The organism is Sphingomonas sp. LR60, assembly GCF_036855935.1.
GTDB lineage: Bacteria > Pseudomonadota > Alphaproteobacteria > Sphingomonadales > Sphingomonadaceae > Sphingomonas.
The window spans coordinates 3,365,409-3,382,522 of record NZ_JASPFK010000001.1 but is presented as its reverse complement, the minus strand read 5'-3'; the positions used below and the strand labels follow the sequence as shown (position 1 = coordinate 3,382,522).

The following is a 17,114-nucleotide window of genomic DNA, read 5'->3' as shown; positions in this document are numbered from 1 at the left end:
TCACCGTGCTTGCGGCGCTCTCCGCGGTCAGCCTAATCGGCATGGCCAGTTTCGCGGTCGATCTGAATCGCGGTTACGAAACCATGGTGTCGAACCAGCGCGTCGCCGACATGGCCGCGCTCGCCGCCGGGGTCGCGTATAGCGCGGCGAAGAGCGAGGCGATCCTGCAACCCACCGCGCAGGATCTGGCAACCGTTCACGGCATCACCAACGGCACCGTCGTCGCGCGCCTGGTCACCGATGTGCCGACGCCGGGTGCAAAGGCGGTGCAGGTGACGATCACCGTGCCGCTCAACATCACGCTCGGCCGGGTGCTCGGGCTCGGCGCGAGCTATCCCGTCAGCACCACCGCCACCGCCAGCCTCGCCACTTCCCCGACGACCGCTGGCTGCATCGTCGGGCTCGCCAACTCGGGCAATGCGATCGAGACGCAGGGTGGGGCCACGATCAACGCGGCGGCGTGCGCGGTTGCCGGGGTCGGATCGGTCGCGAACAACGGCACCGCCATCAACGCCAAGAACATTATTTCCGGTGCCGGCGACATCGTGAACAATTACGGCACGCTCACCGCCGATCTGCTCCGCTACGCCGGCAATTTCACCAATCCGAGCTGGAACAACAACGTGCCCAGCGCGGACAAGCGTGTGAAGCAAAGCTCCACCGTCGCCGATCCGCTGGCCGACAATCTCGATCTCAGCAGCGCACGTTCGCTGATCGGAACGTGGCGCGCCCCGGTGACGCTCGCCAACCCGACCACGCCGAGCGGCGGCGCGGCCTGGTCGTTCAGCAGTTCGCCGTCTGCGGCGGCCGCCAAGTTCCGTAAGGGCAGCAGCAGCAATTTCGTGGTGCCCTCCGGGAATTACACGATCGACACGCTCACGGCCACGGGCGGTGTCAGCGTCACCTTCAGTGCGGATTCGACGGTGACCGTGGCGCGCGGGGTGACGATCGATGGCGGGGCGACGGTCATCTTCGGCAACGGCACCTATCGCATCAACGGCGGCTTCTCCGCGGCGAACGTCGTCTTCGGCGATGGCGAGCTGTCGATCGGGCAGGGGACGATCAACTTCTCCGGCGCCAATCGCATCGGCAGCGGGCCGGTGACGATCAACGCACCACTCTCGATCGGCGGCGGCGCCACGCTGGCGATCGGGGCCGGGGCACATGCCTTCGGCGGGATCTCGGTCGGCGGTGGCAGCTGGCTGACGCTGGGGGCCGGGGCGCTCGATGTCACGGGCGGCGTGTCGGTCGGCGGCGATTCGACCATCATCGCGGGGGCGGCCGACGTCACGCTTTCCAATCCCGGCGGCAACGCGATCTCTCTCGACGGCAGCGGACGCTTCTTCATGGGCGATGGCCTGTTCAGCGCCAATGGTTCGATCGTGACGGGCGGGGACAGCAAGCTGGTATTTGGCAAGACCGCCAACCACCTCATCAACGGCAACCTCTCCGTGGCGGGAGCGGTGTTGTTCGGTGCGGGCCGCTACACGATCAAGGGCGGCCTCACGAACGGCACCGGCGGCAATGCATGGCCCTATACCTCACCGATCAACAACCAGACGTGGGGGAATACCCTGGAGGGCACCGACGTCAGCGGCTACAACATGGCCGGGATCAACGTCACCTTTGTCCTCTCCGGGACGATCAATCTGGCGGGCGCGGCCAAGACGATCATCGTGGCCCCCGCCACGACGACGAGCGGCGGCGCGATCGCCGATATCCTGCTCGACAGCCTTACCTCGACCGACACGACATGGGCCGGCGGGGCGACCAGCGTCTTCAGCGGCGCGGTGCATCTTCCCAATTCGGCGCTCACCAGCAGCGGCGGCAACAGCTCGGGTTCGACGGCGCGCTGCTTCATGCTGGTCGCCTATCGCGTGACCCTGACCGGCGGCGCGACGGCGGGATCGACGTGTACCGGGATCGGCGCGGGTAGCGGAGGCAGCGGCACGGTGGATCTGATCTCATGAGCAAGCGCTTCCTTCTCCGCCGCCTTTCCGGCGACCGGCGCGGCGTGGCCGCCGCTGAATTCGCGCTGTGGATGGTGCTGTTCTTCATCACCATGCTCGCCGCGCTCGACATCGGCACCTTTTCGATCGAGCGCGCGAGGCTGGCGCAGGCGATGAGCGGCGCGTCGATCGCCGCGTTCAAGTCGCGCGACGCGGTCAACTACAGCGCCTTGCCCGGCTATCTGCGCGCCGCCTCCAACGTCACGACGCCGGGTGCGCTGACGGTCAGGATCGGGTGCAACAGCGGGCAGGACAATTGCGTCAACACCTCGCGCACCTGCGCCTGCCTGACCTCCTCGGCGACGCTGGTGCCCGCCGGCAGCTGCGGCGCGCCGTGTGGCAGCGGTGCGTCGGCGAACAGCCAGTCGGGCTATTACCTGAAGATGACCGCGTCCTACCCGTTCCGCCCGGCGCTGCTCCCGCGCGGGATGCTGGGCAACGGCGTGGTGTCGCAGAGCACGACGGTGCGGCTCCAATGATCCGCGACGAACGCGGCGCGACCGTCATCGAGTTCGCGATCGTCCTGCCTTTGCTGCTGATGGCGCTGTTCGGGCTGATCGAGGGCGCGCGGCTGATCTGGATGGATCAGGCGCTGGACCAGGCCGCCTACAGCACCGCGCGCTGCCGCACGATCGCGAGCGCCGCGTGCGACAGTGCGGCGAAGCAGGTGAGCTACGCCGTGACACGCGCCAAGGCGAACGGCATCACCGTCACGCCCGCCAATGTCGTCATCGATCCGGCGGCGACCTGCGGCGGATCGACGAGCGGGTTGTCGGTGACGCTCACCGTCGCCTTCTCCTCGCCGGTCGGCAAGCTGCTGCCGTTGCCCGCCACGGTGCGCGGCCGGTCCTGCCTGCCCGCGCTGCCCCCGGTGTGATCGCGCGCACCCGATCGAGCCGCAACAGCAGGATCGCGCCCGCATAGACCGACCCGCCCGCGATGAGGGCGACCAGCGTCATCGCCACGCCGGTGACGTGCGCGAACGGCAGCATCGCCGCCGCCATCGCCGCGCCGGCCACCAGCACCTTAACATTGTCGCGCCGCAGCAGCCGCATCCCGAACGTGCGCCGCGCCAGCGTCGCGCTGATCGCATAGCCGCTCGCCTGCGCCAGCAGCGACACGCCCGCGATCCCGACCAGCCCGAACCGATGCAGCGACGCCGCGCCCAGCAGCACGAAGATCGCGATCGCCACCGTCGGCGCGACCGTCAGCAGCCGCATGTGGCGCGTCAGCTGAAACGCGATCTGGACGTGGTAGATGGTCAGCAAGCGCAGCAGCGCCGCGGCGGTGACCAGCGGCAGCAACGGCGCACTCTGCGCCGCCAGCCGCGCACCGAGCAACAGGTGGCTGACCGGCCCGGCCAGCACCGTCGCGGCTATCAGAATCGGCAGGCACATCGCCCAATACAGCACGGCCGCGTCTTCCAGGAGCACGCGCGCCGCATCCGGACCGTTGTCCTCATAGGCGCGCACCATCGCCGGATACATTGTGATGTTGACCGCCTGCATCGCGAAGCCGAGCGTCTTTTGCAGCAGGTCGGCGGGCGCGGCATAATAAGCGACGCTCGACGTGCCGAGGATATGCTCGACCTGATAGCGATCGAGCACCCCGACGCCGTACGACAGCCCGGAACTCAGCATCAACGGCGCACCCAGCCTGAGCATCCCGCCCATGATCGCGCGATCCTCTCGCCGTGTGCCGCGCAGCCGCAGCCGCCGCCACACCGCGTCGGTCACGACGCCGCCGATCACCGCCGCCGACTGACCGATGACCAGCCCGAGCAACACGCCCGCAAGCCCCAGCCGGTAGCCGAGCACCAGCGTCACGCCGATCGCCAGCGACAATGCCGATCGCGTGACGATCACCCAGAAGGTGTGCCACGCCGCTTGCCGCGCCCGGCTGATGACGTTCAATTGCGTCAGCGCCACCTCGCTGACCAGGAAGACGAACAACATCCACAGCCAGTCGGGTGCCATGCCGAAGATCGTCTGCCCCGAGATCGACAGGATCGCGGTCACGCCGCCGAGCGCGAGGATCAGCCCGCCGACGATCGTGAACAGGGCATCGGCGCGACGCGGGTCGATAAGCGTCGCTGAGGTCGAAGAGTAAAGTGTACGCGCACTGACGATTCGCTCCCATTCGAACAGGATCGCGTTGATCAGCAGCGTCGTCGTGGTGATGAGCGTGAACTGACCGAACTCACCCGGCGAAAGCAATCGAACCCACAATAACAATGAGATGAAGTTCAGTCCGCTGGAGATTGCCAGACTGAGCGTGTTGAGCACCGCTGGGCGTGCCACGATCTTCCTCTTCGACGAAACGCGACATGCCATGCAACATCGATGGCACGACCGCCACGTACTTGATCGAAGGGTTTGACATCACGCGAAAAGGAACAGCCCCCTCCCGTGAGGGAGAGGGCTGGTTCGCCGCGATGATAGATCGGTCGTTCAGCGCTGGCAGTAGCGCGGGTTGTCGGCGCGCTCGACCGCGTTGCCCGCCAGTGCGCCTGCACCCGCACCCAGGACGGTGCCGAGCGTGCGGTCGCCGCGCTGGTCGATCGTGCGGCCCAGCAGACCGCCGGCGATCGCGCCGAGCACTGTGCCGGTCGTGCCGTTCTGGCAGCGCGCACGATAACGATAGCGGCGATCGTCACGCGCATAGCCACGATCGCGATCGTACCCGCCACGATCATATTCGGCATAGCGCGGGCCGCGGTTCCAGCCGTCGCGATACGCATCGCGATACGCGCGGTCATGGTCGCGATAGCCATCGTCGTCATAGCCGCGATAGTCGCGCTCGTAATAGTCGCGCTCGACCCACCGCTGCGCCTGCGCAGCGACCGGGGTCAGCGCAGCAATCGCCAGCGCCATCGAACCGAAACCGACCGAGACCTTCTTCCACATGATCCAGCTCCCCTCACGCATCACTGCCGCAGGCCGAAGCGGCTGCGACGATCACAGCGATAGGTGGGAGCCGTTGAGCGGAGACTGAATGCGTCCGTTATCCTGCGTTAAGGTCGATACCCTGAATTCCGTGCTCCTGCGCACGCAGGAGCCCAGAGCCTTGCGCGCTGCCCATTGTGGCTCTGTGTTCCTGCGTTCGCAGAAATACCGGACTGCCGCAGGCCAGCCGCGGAATTAATGACGTGAGTCCGGCTGTCATTGCGAGCGCAGCGAAGCAATCCAAGGCGTCCAGGTCCGGCTCTGGATTGCTTCGCTTCGCTCGCAATGACGGAGCAATGTGAGGTCCCTAAGCCACCGATCCTTCCGTCAGCCCCGAACCGCTGAGGATCAGCGCGATGCCGATATCGTTACGCAGCGCCGGCGGCAGCGTCACCTCCAGCGCGTCGCCGGTGCGCACGAAGCGCAGCGGGGCGTCGCTGCCCGGCACGGTGACGCGCTGGACGGTGCCGCGCCCAACGCGATTGTCCTTCGCGAGCAACGTCAGCCGCGCGATCCCGTCCTCGGGCCAGCCGAGCACCAGGGCGTGCAGCCGCTCGCCTTTCGTCACATAGCGGATATCTTTCGGGCCATAGAGCGACTTCGGCCCGCCCTCCGAGAACAACCCGCCGCCGCCGTTGCGCGGCCCTTCGCCATACACGCGCCACGGGCGCGTCGCGTAGATCGCGTCGCCATAGCGCTGCATCCACGCGGCGATCCCCTCGACGATCCGCTCTTCCTTGTCGTCGATCGTCCCGTCGCCGCGCAGCGGCACGTTGACCATCAGATTGCCGTTCTTCGACACCACGTCGCATAAGGTGTGGATGACCGTGGCGGCGGATTTGTAGCGGTCCTGATCATAGACCGCCTGATCGTAATGCCATTCGCCGATGCAGGTATCGGTCTGCCACGGGAAGCGTTCGATATAGGTCTTGCCGCCGCGCTCCACGTCGTCGACCACGCCCATCCGGCGCTGCGGCGGGATGTTCTTGCCCGTCACCACCGCCTGCAATCGCCCGCCGTTCCACGCCATGCTGCGGTTGTAGAAATAGGCGGTGATGTCGAGCCCGGCCTGTTCGAGCGGCAGGTCGAAATTGTCGAAATAGACCAGGTCGGGGCGATAGCGGTCGACCAGTTCCTGACAGCGCAGATACCAGTTGCGCACGAACGCCTGATTGGCGGGCGTGCCCTCGTTCCACATCCGGTCGTGCGCCTCGTGCCACGCATCCGCCTCCAACAGCGTCTGGATGCCGTCGGGCATGATGTCGTCGCGCCCGGTATACAGCTGTTGCGGGTCGAGCCCGTCCCACCATTTGCCCTTGCCGTCGGCGGCGGTCAGCCGGAACGCGTCATAGCGCTGGCCACGCCGCGGCCCTTCGGGGTCATAGCCATAAGCGGCCTGGTTCCAGTGCCAGGCGTGCGCCGAATGGTTCGACACGCCGAAGCGCAGGCCCCGCTCGCGCGCCAGTTTCTCCCACGTCCCGACGATGTCGCGCTTCGGGCCGACGCGGGTGCTGTTCCACGCGTGATGCGTCGAGGCATAGCAATCGAGATTGTCGTGGTGGTTGGCCAACGCCATGAAATACCGCGCGCCGGCCTTCTGATAGAGGTCGATCAGCCGCACCGGGTCCCACTTTTCGGCCTTCCAGCGGTTCTGGATCTCCATGAAGCCGGTATCGGCGGGGTGGCCGTAATTCTTCAGGTGATGCGCATATTGCGTCGACCCCTGCAGGTACATGTTGCGCGCGTACCAGTCGCCTGCGGCAGGCACGCATTGCGCGGTCCAGTGCGCCCAGATCCCGAACTTGGCGTCGCGGAACCAGTCCGGCACGCTGTATCCGTCGGTCAGCGAACGCCAGTCGCCGGTAAAGGCGCGCGGCGCCGAAACGCGCACCGCCCGCGCGCCGCCGGGCCGCGTGCTATAGGCGCAGGTCGCCGGAGTCGCCGCCGCCCCGGCAGGCACTGCCGCTATCGCCCCTGCGGTCGCACCCGCGCCCAGCGCCTGCCTGCGTGTCACCTTCATGGGCTGCTCCTCTCGCGATGATTTGATTTTTGAGAACTGGTTTTCACGATCATGCCTCGCGACCCGGCGCATGACCACCCCTTTCGACGTGCTTGCGGCGGCGGGCGTCCTGCCGCACAGATCGCGACAACAATCCTGCCGGAGTTCTCCATGCGTCGTTCCGTGCTGTCGCTGCCGCTTATCGCTCTGGCCACCGTCGCGGCGCAGGCCCCGCAGACGCGGCCGCCAGCCGGTGGCGACATTCCCGCCGCCTTCCGCCTGCCGACGGTCGAGCGCGACTATATCAAGCAGGACGTGATGATCCCGATGCGCGACGGGGTGAAGCTCCACACCGTCATCGTCATCCCGAAGAGCGCGACCAACGCCCCGATCGTGCTGACCCGCACGCCGTACAACGCCTCGGCGCGTGCGAACCGCAGTGACAGCCCGTCGATGCAGAACGCCCTGCCGCTCGCCGACGAGGTCTTCGTCAAGGGCGGCTATATCCGCGTCTATCAGGACGTGCGCGGCAAATACGGGTCGGAGGGCGACTATGTCGTGACGCGCCCGGTGATCGGCCCGCTCAACCCGACCAAGGTCGATCACGTCACCGACGCCTATGACACGATCGACTGGCTGGTGAACAAGGCCAACCTGCCGCAGTCGAACGGCCGCGTCGGGATGATCGGCTCGTCCTACGAGGGCTTCACGGTGGTGATGGCGCTGCTCAACCCGCACCCCGCACTGAAGGTCGCCGCGCCCGAAAGCCCGATGATCGACGGCTGGATGGGCGACGACTGGTTCCATTACGGTGCGTTCCGGCTCGCCAATATCGCGTGGCTCGGCGGGCAGACCGGCTACAAGAGCGGCGGCCCGTTGCCGCCGACCGGCGGCTATGACGATTACGACAATTTCCGCGACAAGTCGGCGGGCGATTGGGCGAAGCGATCGGGCTACGACCAATTGCCCTATTGGACGCGCATGTCGCAGCATCCCGCCTATGACGCCTTCTGGCAGGGGCAGGCACTCGACAAGTTGCTCGCCGCCAATCCCTCGAACGTGCCGACGCTCTGGGAACAGGGGCTTTGGGATCAGGAGGACATGTACGGCGCGATCACCGCATGGGAGGCGCTCAAGGCCAAGGGGAAGGTCGGCAACAACTTTCTCGTGATGGGACCGTGGCGGCACAGCCAGGTCAATCGCGAGGGACGGAGCCTTGGCCCGTTCCAGTGGAACGGCGACACTGCCGCGCAATTCCGCGAGCAGATGGTGCGCCCGCTGTTCGACCAATATCTCAACGACGGCCCCGCGGCGAACCTGCCGACCGCCGCGATCTACAACACCGGCGAGAACCACTGGGACCGCTTCGCCACTTGGCCGCTGGCGTGCGAACAGGGCTGCGCCGCGCCGCTGACGCCGATGTATCTGCAAGCGGACGGCGGGCTGGCGAGCGCCAAGGGCGCCGCAGGCGGCGACGCTTATGTGTCCGATCCCGCCAAGCCGGTCCCGCATCTGCCGCGCCCGGTCAATTTCGACGACGGCCGCTGGGGCGACTGGCTGGTCAGCGACCAGCGCCCGGCCGATGGCCGCACCGACGTGATGACCTATATGACGCCGGTGCTGACGCAGCCGATGCGCGTTTCGGGCGCGCCGATTGCCGATCTCTATGCGAAGACGACCGGCACCGATGGCGATTTCGTCGTGAAGATCATCGACGTGCTGCCACCGAACGTCGCCGATCCGAAGATGGGCGGCTATCAGCTTCCGATCAGCCTCGACATCTTTCGCGGCCGTTATCGCGACAGCTTCGCCAGGCCCAGCGCGATCCCCGCGGGCAAGGTTCAGCGCTACCGCTTCCGCCTGCCGACCGTGAACCACGTCTTCCAGCCGGGGCACCGCGTGATGGTGCAGGTCCAGTCGAGCCTCTTCCCGCTCTACGACCGCAACCCGCAGACCTACGTGAAGAACATCTTCTTCGCGCAGCCCGGCGATTACCGGAAGGCGACGGTGACGATCGAACGCGGCGGCGCGCAGGCCAGCGCGGTCCTGCTCCCGATCGTCCCGGTAAAGCAGGCGCAATGATGGTCAGAACACCATAGCCGCCCTCAACCCGCGCCCGCCCTCGCCGGCTTCAAGCGTCAACACCCCGCCATGCGCGGCGGCGATGCGCGCGACGATCGACAGCCCCAGCCCCGATCCACCGCTGCGCGCTTCGCCCTTCCAGAATCGCTCGCGCATCCGCACCAGCCGCTCGGGCGGGATCGGCGCGCCGTCGTCGCACACGCACAGCCGCGCCCCCGGCCCGGCGCCGACCATGATCCGCGCCCCCGCCGACGTGTGCCGCACCGCATTGTCGATCAGATTCTCCAGCGCCAGCACGATCGCCGCCGGCTCACCGGGGATCACGGCGGCGCCATCGACATAAAGTTCGATCGTCCGCCCCGCTGCGAGCACCGCCGGGGCGCGCTCCGCCACCACGTTCTCCGCGATCGCGCCGAGATCGACCACCGCGCCGTCGTCCTGCACCGGCCGCTCCAGGTCGGCAAGGCTCAGCAATTGCGCGATCACCCGCGCCGCGCGGTCGACCTGCTGCACCAATGCCGCGCGCGCCGTGGCATCCGTCACCGCGCCCGCGCGCAGCCGGATCGTCGCCAACGGCGTGCGCAGCTCATGCGCGACGTCCGCCGCGAACGCCGCCTGCGCCGCAAACGCCTCTTCCAGCCGGTCGAGCGCGGCATTCGTCGCCACCACCAGCGGCTCGATCTCGGCGGGCAGCGTCCCCAGCGGCAGCCGCCCATCGAGGGCGCGCGGCCCGATCGCGGCGGCGGTCTGCGCCGCGCGCCGCATCCGCGCCCGTATCCCGCGCGTCAGCCACGCCGCCACCAACGGCCCCAGCATCACGAACGGCAGCAGCAACAGCACGAACCGCTTGAGGAAGGTCGTGACGATATCGTCGGTCACCACCTCGGGCGCGGTGCTGTCCTGCGACACCACGATCCACCGCGCCCCCGCCGGTCGGCTGAGCACCGCGATCCGCCCGCGCCGCACCAGCGCCGCCCGACGCACCAGCGGCACCGCCGCCAGCACCTCCGCCCGCGCCGGCCTGCGCGCGCCGGCCACGTGCCGCCCGGCATCGACGATCGCCAGCGACAGCCCGCCCGCGAGCAGGTCGACGCTCGCCATCGCCCGCGCCGCATCGCCGTGATCGGCGCTCAGCCGGTCGGCGACCCGCTGCGCCTGCTGGTGAAGCACCTCATGCTGGTAATGCCGCGCGACGCGGTGGAGCAAGGCCCCGACCGCCACCGGCAACGTCACCGCGGCGGCCAGAGCGATCGCTACGTTGAGCAGCGCCAGCTGCCCGAACAGCGACCGCGGCCACCACCGCCTCATGCCGCGCTGCGCAACAGATAGCCGACCCCGCGCACCGTATCGATCCGCGCGCCGGTACCGGCCTCGTCGAGCCGCTTGCGCAGCCGGTGGACATAGACTTCGACCGCGTTTTTCGATCCCTGATCGCCGCCCGCCCCGAACAACTGGTCCTCCACCACGCGCTTGGGCACGACGTTCCCCGCGCGCCGCAGGAGCAGTTCGAGCAATTCGGTCTCGCGCGTCGACAACGTCAGCAACGTCTCGCCGACCCGCACCGTCCGCGTCTCGACATCGAAGGTCAGCCGCGCGCAGGTCAGCGATACGCCCAGATAGCCGCCCTTCCGCCGCAGCACCGCGAGCAGCCGCGCATGCAGCTCGTCGGCGTCGAACGGCTTGACCAGATAATCGTCCGCGCCGTCGTGCAGCCCGCGCACGCGGGCCTCGACGCTGCCACGCGCGGTCAGCACCAGCACCGGGCGCGTCTCGCCGCCCGCGCGCCGCCGCCGCAGCCACGCCAGTCCGTCGCCATCGGGCAGTCCGAGGTCGAGCAGGATCGCGGCATGGTCCACCGCTGCCAGATACGCCTCCGCCTCGTCCAGCGACGCGGCATGGTCGAGCGTCAGCCCGCGTTGCAGCAACGCCGCCGCCAACGCTTCCGCCAACGCCGCGTCATCCTCGATAAATAATATGCGCAATGATCCCCCGCAGCGCAGCAATAGTAAGAAACATGTAAGCCGGAACCGCTACGCGCCTTACGGTTCACCGTACGCAGAGTCGATCATGCACGCAGCCGACGAATCCGTTCCGCTTCCCCCGCGAACCGTCTGTCCCGCCCGGCGCAATGGCGCTGGCTGGCGATCGTCGCTGCCGCGCTGGTCGGGATCGTCCTGCTCGTCACGCTGATCGGCAAACTGACCCATAATGAAGAGGCACCGCCCGCGCCGCCGCCGCCCGGCACCTTCCGTCCGACCCCGATGCAGCTTGCCGGGCTCCAGACGATGCGCGTCGGCGACGGCGGATCGGCCGAGCAGGTGCTGGCCAGCGGTGCGATCACCGTCGACGGCGATCGCAGCACGCCGGTGCTGATGCCCTATGCGGGTCAGGTCGTGAAGGTGCTGGTCGAGGCGGGCGAGCGCGTCGTGCAGGGGCAGCCGCTGATGCTGGTGCGCACCGGCGATTTCGTCGAGGCGCGCAGCTCGCTGTTCGCGGCGCGCGCCGCCTATCAGAATGCGCAGGCGCAGCTCGTCGCGGCGCAGCGCGCGGCCGACCGGCAGAAGCAGATCTACGAGACCGCCGGTGGCGCGCTCAAGGATTACCAGCAGGCGCAGGCCGATCTCTCCGCCGCACAGGCGAGCGCGCGCACTGCCGCCGCCTCGCTGGGCGCGGCACGCGACAAGCTCGCGGTGCTGGGAAAGTCGCCCGCCGAGATCCGCCGGCTGGAAAATGTCAGCGAAGTATCGGGTATCCACGACGTCACGACGCTCCATGCGCCGATCAGCGGGCTGATCGCCTCGCGCGACGTGTCCGCCGGGCAATATGTCGGGCAGGGCGGCGACAAGCCGGTGATGACGATCACCGATCCGTCGCGCGTCTGGCTGGTCGCGCAGGTCGCGGAAGGCGATGCCGAGTCGATCCATGTCGGCGATGCCGCCACCGTCACCACCCCCGCGCTGCCCGGCCGTAGCTTCAGCGCGCGGATCGATCTGGTCGGCGCGGCGCTCGATCCCGTCACGCACCGCCTGCCGGTGCGCGCCGCGATCGCCAATCCCGGCGCCGCGCTCAAGCCGCAGATGTTCGCCAGCTTCGCGATCCGTCGCGCCAGCGCGAGCGCGGAGATGCGCGTTCCCGCCGCCGCGGTGATCCACGAAGGCGAGCAGGCGCGCGTCTGGGTCATGCGTCCCGGCGGGCTGCTGGCATCGCGCGACGTCGTAACCGGCGACAGCCAGGACGGGCAGGTCGCGATCGTCAAGGGGCTCAACCCCGGTGAGCGGATCGTCACCGCCGGCGCCTTGTTCGTCAACGAAGCGGGGCTCGGCGAGTGAATCGCATCGTCGCTTTCGCGCTGCGCCAGCGGCTGCTGATCGTCGGCATCTTCGTCGCCATGCTGGTGGCGGGGGTGATCGGCTTCGCGAACCTGAATATCGAGGCCTATCCCGATCCGGTCCCGCCGATGGTGGAGGTCATCACCCAGACTCAGGGTCTGTCCGCCGAGGAGATGGAGCGCAACGTCACGATCCCGATCGAGGTGCAGATGGCGGGCATCCCGCATCTGACCGCGATCCGCGCGATCAGCCTGTTCGGCCTGTCGGACATCAAGATCCAGTTCAGCTACGATTACACCAACGAACAGGCGCGGCAGCAGGTCATCAACCGCCTGTCGCAGCTGCCGCCGCTGGCGGGCGGGGCACAGCCGACGCTGTCGCCGACCAGCCCGGTCGGGGAGATCTACCGCTACCGTATCGCCGCGCCCAAGGGCTATTCGGTCATGGATCTCAAGACGTTGCAGGATTGGGTGCTGCAACGCCGCTTCAAGCGCATTCCCGGCGTGATCGACGTCACCGGCTGGGGCGGCAAGTTGCGCGCCTATGACGTGGTGATCGATAACGACCGGCTCGCCGCGCACGGCGTCACCGTCAACCAGGTGCTGCAGGCGATCGCCAAGAGCGACGGCAACGTCGGCGGACAGACGATCAATTTCGGCGCACAGGCCGCGATCGTCCGCGGCGTCGGGCTGATCCAGTCGCCGGCCGGCATCGAGAACGTGCTGGTCGGCACGGCCGGCGGGCAGCCGGTGCTGGTGAAGGACGTCGCCAGGGTCACGATCGGCAACACGCCGCGGCTCGGCATCGCCGGCTACAACGACCAGGACGATATCGTGCAGGGCATCGTGCTGATGCAGCGCGGTGCGCAGTCGATGCCGACGATCGAGCGCGTCCAGAAGGAAGTCGCGGAGATCAACGATTCGGGCGTCCTCCCGCCCGGCGTCCATCTCGAACGGATCTACGACCGTTCGGATCTCATCAAGCTGACGATCCACACCGTGCTCGAAAACATGGTGGTCGGCATCCTGCTGATCTTCGCGCTGCAATGGCTGTTCCTCGGAAACCTGCGCAGCGCGATCATCGTTGCGGCGACGATCCCGTTCGCGCTCGCCTTCGCGATCCTGATCCTCGTGTTGCAGGGCGAAAGCGCCAATTTGTTGTCGGTCGGCGCGCTGGACTTCGGGCTCGTCGTCGACGCCTGCGTCATTATGGTCGAAAACATCTTCCGCCACATGGTCGAACGATCGGCCCACGTCGAAGGCGGCAAGGGCCATTATTCGCTCGCCAACCGCTTCTCGGCGGTGCTGGGCGCGTCGAGCGAGGTCAGCCGCGGCATCTTCTTCGCCGCCGCGATCATCATCGCCAGCTTCCTGCCGCTGTTCACCCTGACCGGCGTCGAAGGGCACATCTTCGGCCCGATGGCGAAGACCTATGCCTATGCGATCACCGGCGGGCTGATCGCGACCTTCACGGTCGCGCCGGTGCTGGCGACCTTGCTGCTGCCGGACAAATTGTCGGAAGTGGAGACGTTCATCGTCGGCAAGCTGCGCCGCGCCTACGAACCCGCCGCCGCCTTCGCGCTCGGCAATCGCGTGCTCGCGCTCGGCGGCGGCGTGCTGCTGTTGCTGGTCGCGATGGTCGGGGTGCGCTCGCTCGGCATCGAATTCCTTCCGCATCTGGAAGAAGGCAATATGTACATCCGCGCCACGCTGCCGGCGTCGATCAGCCTTGAGGCGGGTCAGCCGACCGTCAACGGCATCCGCCGGATCATCGCGCAATATCCTGAAGCGACCGCGGTGCTGTCCGCGCACGGCCGCCCCGACGACGGCACCGACGCGACCGGGTTCTTCAACGCCGAATTCTTCGTGCCGCTCAAGCCTGCCGACGAATGGCCGTCGGGCATGACCAAGGAAAAACTGATCGACGAATTGTCGAAGAAGCTCAGCGCCAAATATCCCGGCGTCGATTTCTCCTTCTCGCAGATCATCGAGGATAACGTCGAGGAAGCCGCCTCGGGCGTGAAGGGCGCCAATTCGATCAAGCTGTTCGGCCCCGATCTGCCGACGCTCGAAAAATACGCCGATCAGATCAAGGACCAGATGGGCAAGGTGCGCGGGATCGAGGATCTCGGCGTCTTCCAATCGCTGGGTCAGCCGACCGTCCGCATCGACGTCGATCGCGCGCGCGCCGCGCGCTACGGGCTGACGCCCGACGACGTGAACGGCGTCGTCGCGGCGGCGATCGGCGGCAGCAGCTCGGCCGATCTCTACGAGACCGGCACCGATCGGCACTTCCCGATCATCGTCCGGCTCAAGTCCGAACAGCGTGATTCGCTCGAGGCGCTGCGCCGGATCACGATCGGCGCGCCCGCGCTCGACGGCAGCGCGCAGACCATCCAGGTGCCGCTCTCGGAGGTGGCCAACGTTCGCCTGACCTCGGGGGCGTCGTTCATCTATCGCGAGCATCAGGAACGCTACATCCCGATCAAATTCTCGGTGCGTGGGCGCGATCTGGGTGGCGCGGTCGACGAGGCGCGCGCGCGGATCCAGCACAACGTCCATCTGCCCGCGGGCTATCATCTCGAATGGGCGGGCGAGCTGGACAATCTCAACAACGCGATCGCGCGGCTGGAAATCGTCGTGCCGATCAGCCTGTTGCTGATGCTGTTGCTGCTCTACGCCAATTTCGGGTCGATCCGCGACAGCCTGCTCGCCTTCGCCGCCATCCCGCTTGCGGTGGTCGGCGGGGTGCTGGCGCTGGCGCTGACCGGCACCGCGTTCAGCATCTCGGCAGCGATCGGCTTCGTCGCCTTGTTCGGCATCGCGGTGATGGACGGCATCCTGGTCGTCACCACCTTCAACAATGCGATCGACGAGGGGCTCGACCGCGCGCATGCGATCGCGACGACGGTGCGCCACTCGCTGCGCCCGGTGGTGATGACCTGTCTGGTCGCCGCGATCGGTCTGCTTCCCGCCGCGATGTCGCACGGGATCGGCAGCCAGGTGCAGAAGCCGCTGGCGCTGGTCGTGGTCGGCGGGATGACGCTCGCGCCGGTGCTGATCCTGCTGATCCTGCCGGTGCTGATCGACCGCTTCTCACGCCGCGTCGCGCCCGCCGATCGCGGTGCGCATGGCCGCGACGTTGGCCACCATAATGGCGGATCGGAGGTGATCGCATGACCCGGACGCTCGCTTTGCTGCTCGGCTGCACCGCGATCGCGGCGTGCACCGTCGGCCCGCGTGATCTAAACCCGCATATCGCGCTCCCGGCGGCATCGACGCCGGCACCGATCACGCCGGAGAGCGCGCCGAGCCAGGTATTTTCGGGGTCGTCCGCGTCCCAGGCGGCATGGTGGACGGCGTTTGCCAGTCCGCAACTCGATGGTCTGGTCACCGAAGCGCTCCGCCACAACAACGACATCGCCACCGCCGACGCCTCCTTGCGTCAGGCCGCGGAGCAGGCGCGCGCCGCCGGCGGGGCGTTGTTGCCACAGGCGGACGCCAGCTATCAGGCGGAACGGGCACGCGTTTCCGACGCGATCTCGCCGGTGATCGCCAACCAGAACCAGCAACTCTACACGCTCCACACGGCGCAGGTGAACGTCAGCTACACGCTCGACGCCTTCGGCGGCACCCGCAGCCGCGTCCGCTCCGCCCGCGCCCAAGCCGCCGTCCAGCGCAGCCGCCTCGACGCGGCAAGAACCACTGTTGTCAGTAACTTGGTGCAGGCGGTGATCCAGCGCGCGGCGCTCGCCGACCAGCTCGACGCCGCGCGGACGGCGGTGACGGTCAACCGCGATATCCTCGATCGCCTGCAACTCCGCGAGCGCCTCGGCGCCGTCGGCGCCGCAGACGTCGTGACCCAGCAAACCGCGCTCGCCGCCGCCGAGGGCGCGCTGCCCGCGCTGGTCCGGCAGGAGGCGCATCAACGCGTTGTGATCGCAGCATTGCTCGGCCGCGCGGCCGGTGAAGCGCTCCCCGATCTGCCGACGCTCGCGCAGCTGACGCTGCCGACGCAACTGCCCGCGGTGCTCCCGTCCGACCTCGTCGCGCAACGCCCCGACGTGCAGGCAGCGCGCGCGCAACTCGAAGGGGTCGGCGCCGACGTCCAGACCGCGATCGCCGCGCGCCTCCCGTCGATCACGCTCAGCGCCAATGCCGGCGGGTCGGCGCAGCGGTTCGGCGACATGTTCAAGAACGGCAATCCTTTCTGGACGTTGATCGGCGGGATCACGCAGCCGCTGTTCCACGCGGGACAGCTCCGCCACCAGCAACGCGCTGCTGAGGCGGCGCTCGACGGCGCAAAGGCCAATTATCGCACCGCTGTGTTGACCGCCTTCGGTGACGTCTCGGACGCGCTGACCGGACTGTCGACCGACGGTGTCGCCCTCGACGCGGCTACGCGTGCCGCGAACGCGTCGAACCAGGCGCTGACCTTTGCCCGACGGCGGCTCGCGCTTGGCGACATCGACACGCTGGCGTTGCTCAACTCCAGCGCCGCCGATGCGCAGGCCCGCGCGCAACTCGTGCAGGCGCGCGCGGCGCGGCTGACCGACACCGTGGCGCTCTTCGCCGCAGTTGGCGGACGGATCGCTGCGACAGAATAATCATCGTCCCCAAGACGATGATTACAGTAATCCGCAATTTTTCGAGCGATTGCGGATTGTTATTCTGTGCTCTACGATCAAGGACCATCTGATCTGAACATGTAATCAAGATGAAATTCGCCATCTGCGGATGTCACCAATGCG

The 17,114-nt window shown here is 67.7% G+C and carries 12 protein-coding genes; 7 read left to right on the top strand and 5 right to left on the bottom strand.

Annotated features, from left to right (window positions below; genetic code table 11):
* The first annotated feature begins 5 nt into the window (after positions 1–5).
* The 3 genes from QP166_RS16060 to QP166_RS16050 are packed head-to-tail and all read left to right on the top strand — an operon-like array spanning position 6 to position 2,886.
* Positions 6–1,970 carry a hypothetical protein gene (locus tag QP166_RS16060; protein ID WP_333916815.1) on the top strand — a complete coding sequence of 655 codons (1,965 nt, stop codon included), beginning with the start codon at positions 6–8 and terminating at the stop codon, positions 1,968–1,970.
* Complete coding sequence (locus QP166_RS16055) at positions 1,967–2,488, top strand: TadE/TadG family type IV pilus assembly protein (protein WP_333916814.1); 522 nt, start codon at positions 1,967–1,969, stop codon at positions 2,486–2,488. The genes QP166_RS16060 and QP166_RS16055 overlap by 4 nt, the downstream gene beginning before the upstream one ends.
* Entirely contained in the window at positions 2,485–2,886 is a 402-nt protein-coding gene (locus QP166_RS16050; RefSeq protein WP_333916813.1) for a TadE/TadG family type IV pilus assembly protein, read from the top strand. Before QP166_RS16055 ends, QP166_RS16050 begins: the two co-directional genes overlap by 4 nt.
* On the opposite strand, the gene QP166_RS16045 is transcribed toward QP166_RS16050, so the two are convergent.
* The 3 genes from QP166_RS16045 to QP166_RS16035 all read right to left on the bottom strand — a co-directional run bounded on the left by QP166_RS16045 (position 2,792) and on the right by QP166_RS16035 (position 6,974).
* Positions 2,792–4,309: a lipopolysaccharide biosynthesis protein gene (locus QP166_RS16045; RefSeq protein ID WP_333916812.1), complete on the bottom strand. Its 1,518-nt coding sequence runs from the start codon at positions 4,307–4,309 to the stop codon at positions 2,792–2,794. The two genes, QP166_RS16050 and QP166_RS16045, sit on opposite strands and share 95 nt — an antisense overlap.
* A 150-nt stretch (positions 4,310–4,459) precedes the next feature.
* Positions 4,460–4,915, bottom strand: a complete 456-nt coding sequence (locus QP166_RS16040; RefSeq protein ID WP_333916811.1) for a glycine zipper 2TM domain-containing protein — start codon at positions 4,913–4,915, stop codon at positions 4,460–4,462.
* Positions 4,916–5,261: 346 nt separating this feature from the next.
* Entirely contained in the window at positions 5,262–6,974 is a 1,713-nt protein-coding gene (locus QP166_RS16035; protein WP_333916810.1) for an alpha-L-fucosidase, read from the bottom strand.
* A gap of 150 nt (positions 6,975–7,124) precedes the next feature.
* On the opposite strand from QP166_RS16035, the gene QP166_RS16030 reads away from it, so the two are divergent.
* A complete protein-coding gene (locus tag QP166_RS16030; RefSeq protein ID WP_333916809.1) occupies positions 7,125–9,035 on the top strand; it encodes a CocE/NonD family hydrolase in 1,911 nt (636 codons plus the stop codon).
* Between the two features lie 3 nt (positions 9,036–9,038).
* On the opposite strand, the gene QP166_RS16025 is transcribed toward QP166_RS16030, so the two are convergent.
* Together QP166_RS16025 and QP166_RS16020 are read right to left on the bottom strand one after the other, a co-directional pair.
* On the bottom strand, positions 9,039–10,343 hold the full coding sequence (locus QP166_RS16025; protein WP_333916808.1) for an ATP-binding protein: 1,305 nt from the start codon (positions 10,341–10,343) through the stop codon (positions 9,039–9,041).
* On the bottom strand, positions 10,340–11,017 hold the full coding sequence (locus QP166_RS16020) for a response regulator (RefSeq protein WP_333916807.1): 678 nt from the start codon (positions 11,015–11,017) through the stop codon (positions 10,340–10,342). Before QP166_RS16020 ends, QP166_RS16025 begins: the two co-directional genes overlap by 4 nt.
* A gap of 279 nt (positions 11,018–11,296) precedes the next feature.
* On the opposite strand from QP166_RS16020, the gene QP166_RS16015 reads away from it, so the two are divergent.
* Genes QP166_RS16015 through QP166_RS16005 form a run of 3 tightly spaced genes read left to right on the top strand, consistent with a single transcriptional unit; the run spans position 11,297 to position 16,970 of the window.
* Entirely contained in the window at positions 11,297–12,364 is a 1,068-nt protein-coding gene (locus tag QP166_RS16015) for an efflux RND transporter periplasmic adaptor subunit (protein ID WP_333916806.1), read from the top strand.
* The gene (locus QP166_RS16010; protein ID WP_333916805.1) at positions 12,361–15,543 is read left to right on the top strand and encodes an efflux RND transporter permease subunit; all 3,183 of its coding nucleotides are present in this window, start codon (positions 12,361–12,363) and stop codon (positions 15,541–15,543) included. The genes QP166_RS16015 and QP166_RS16010 overlap by 4 nt, the downstream gene beginning before the upstream one ends.
* Positions 15,540–16,970: an efflux transporter outer membrane subunit gene (locus QP166_RS16005; RefSeq protein WP_333916804.1), complete on the top strand. Its 1,431-nt coding sequence runs from the start codon at positions 15,540–15,542 to the stop codon at positions 16,968–16,970. The genes QP166_RS16010 and QP166_RS16005 overlap by 4 nt, the downstream gene beginning before the upstream one ends.
* Positions 16,971–17,114 lie beyond the last annotated feature (144 nt).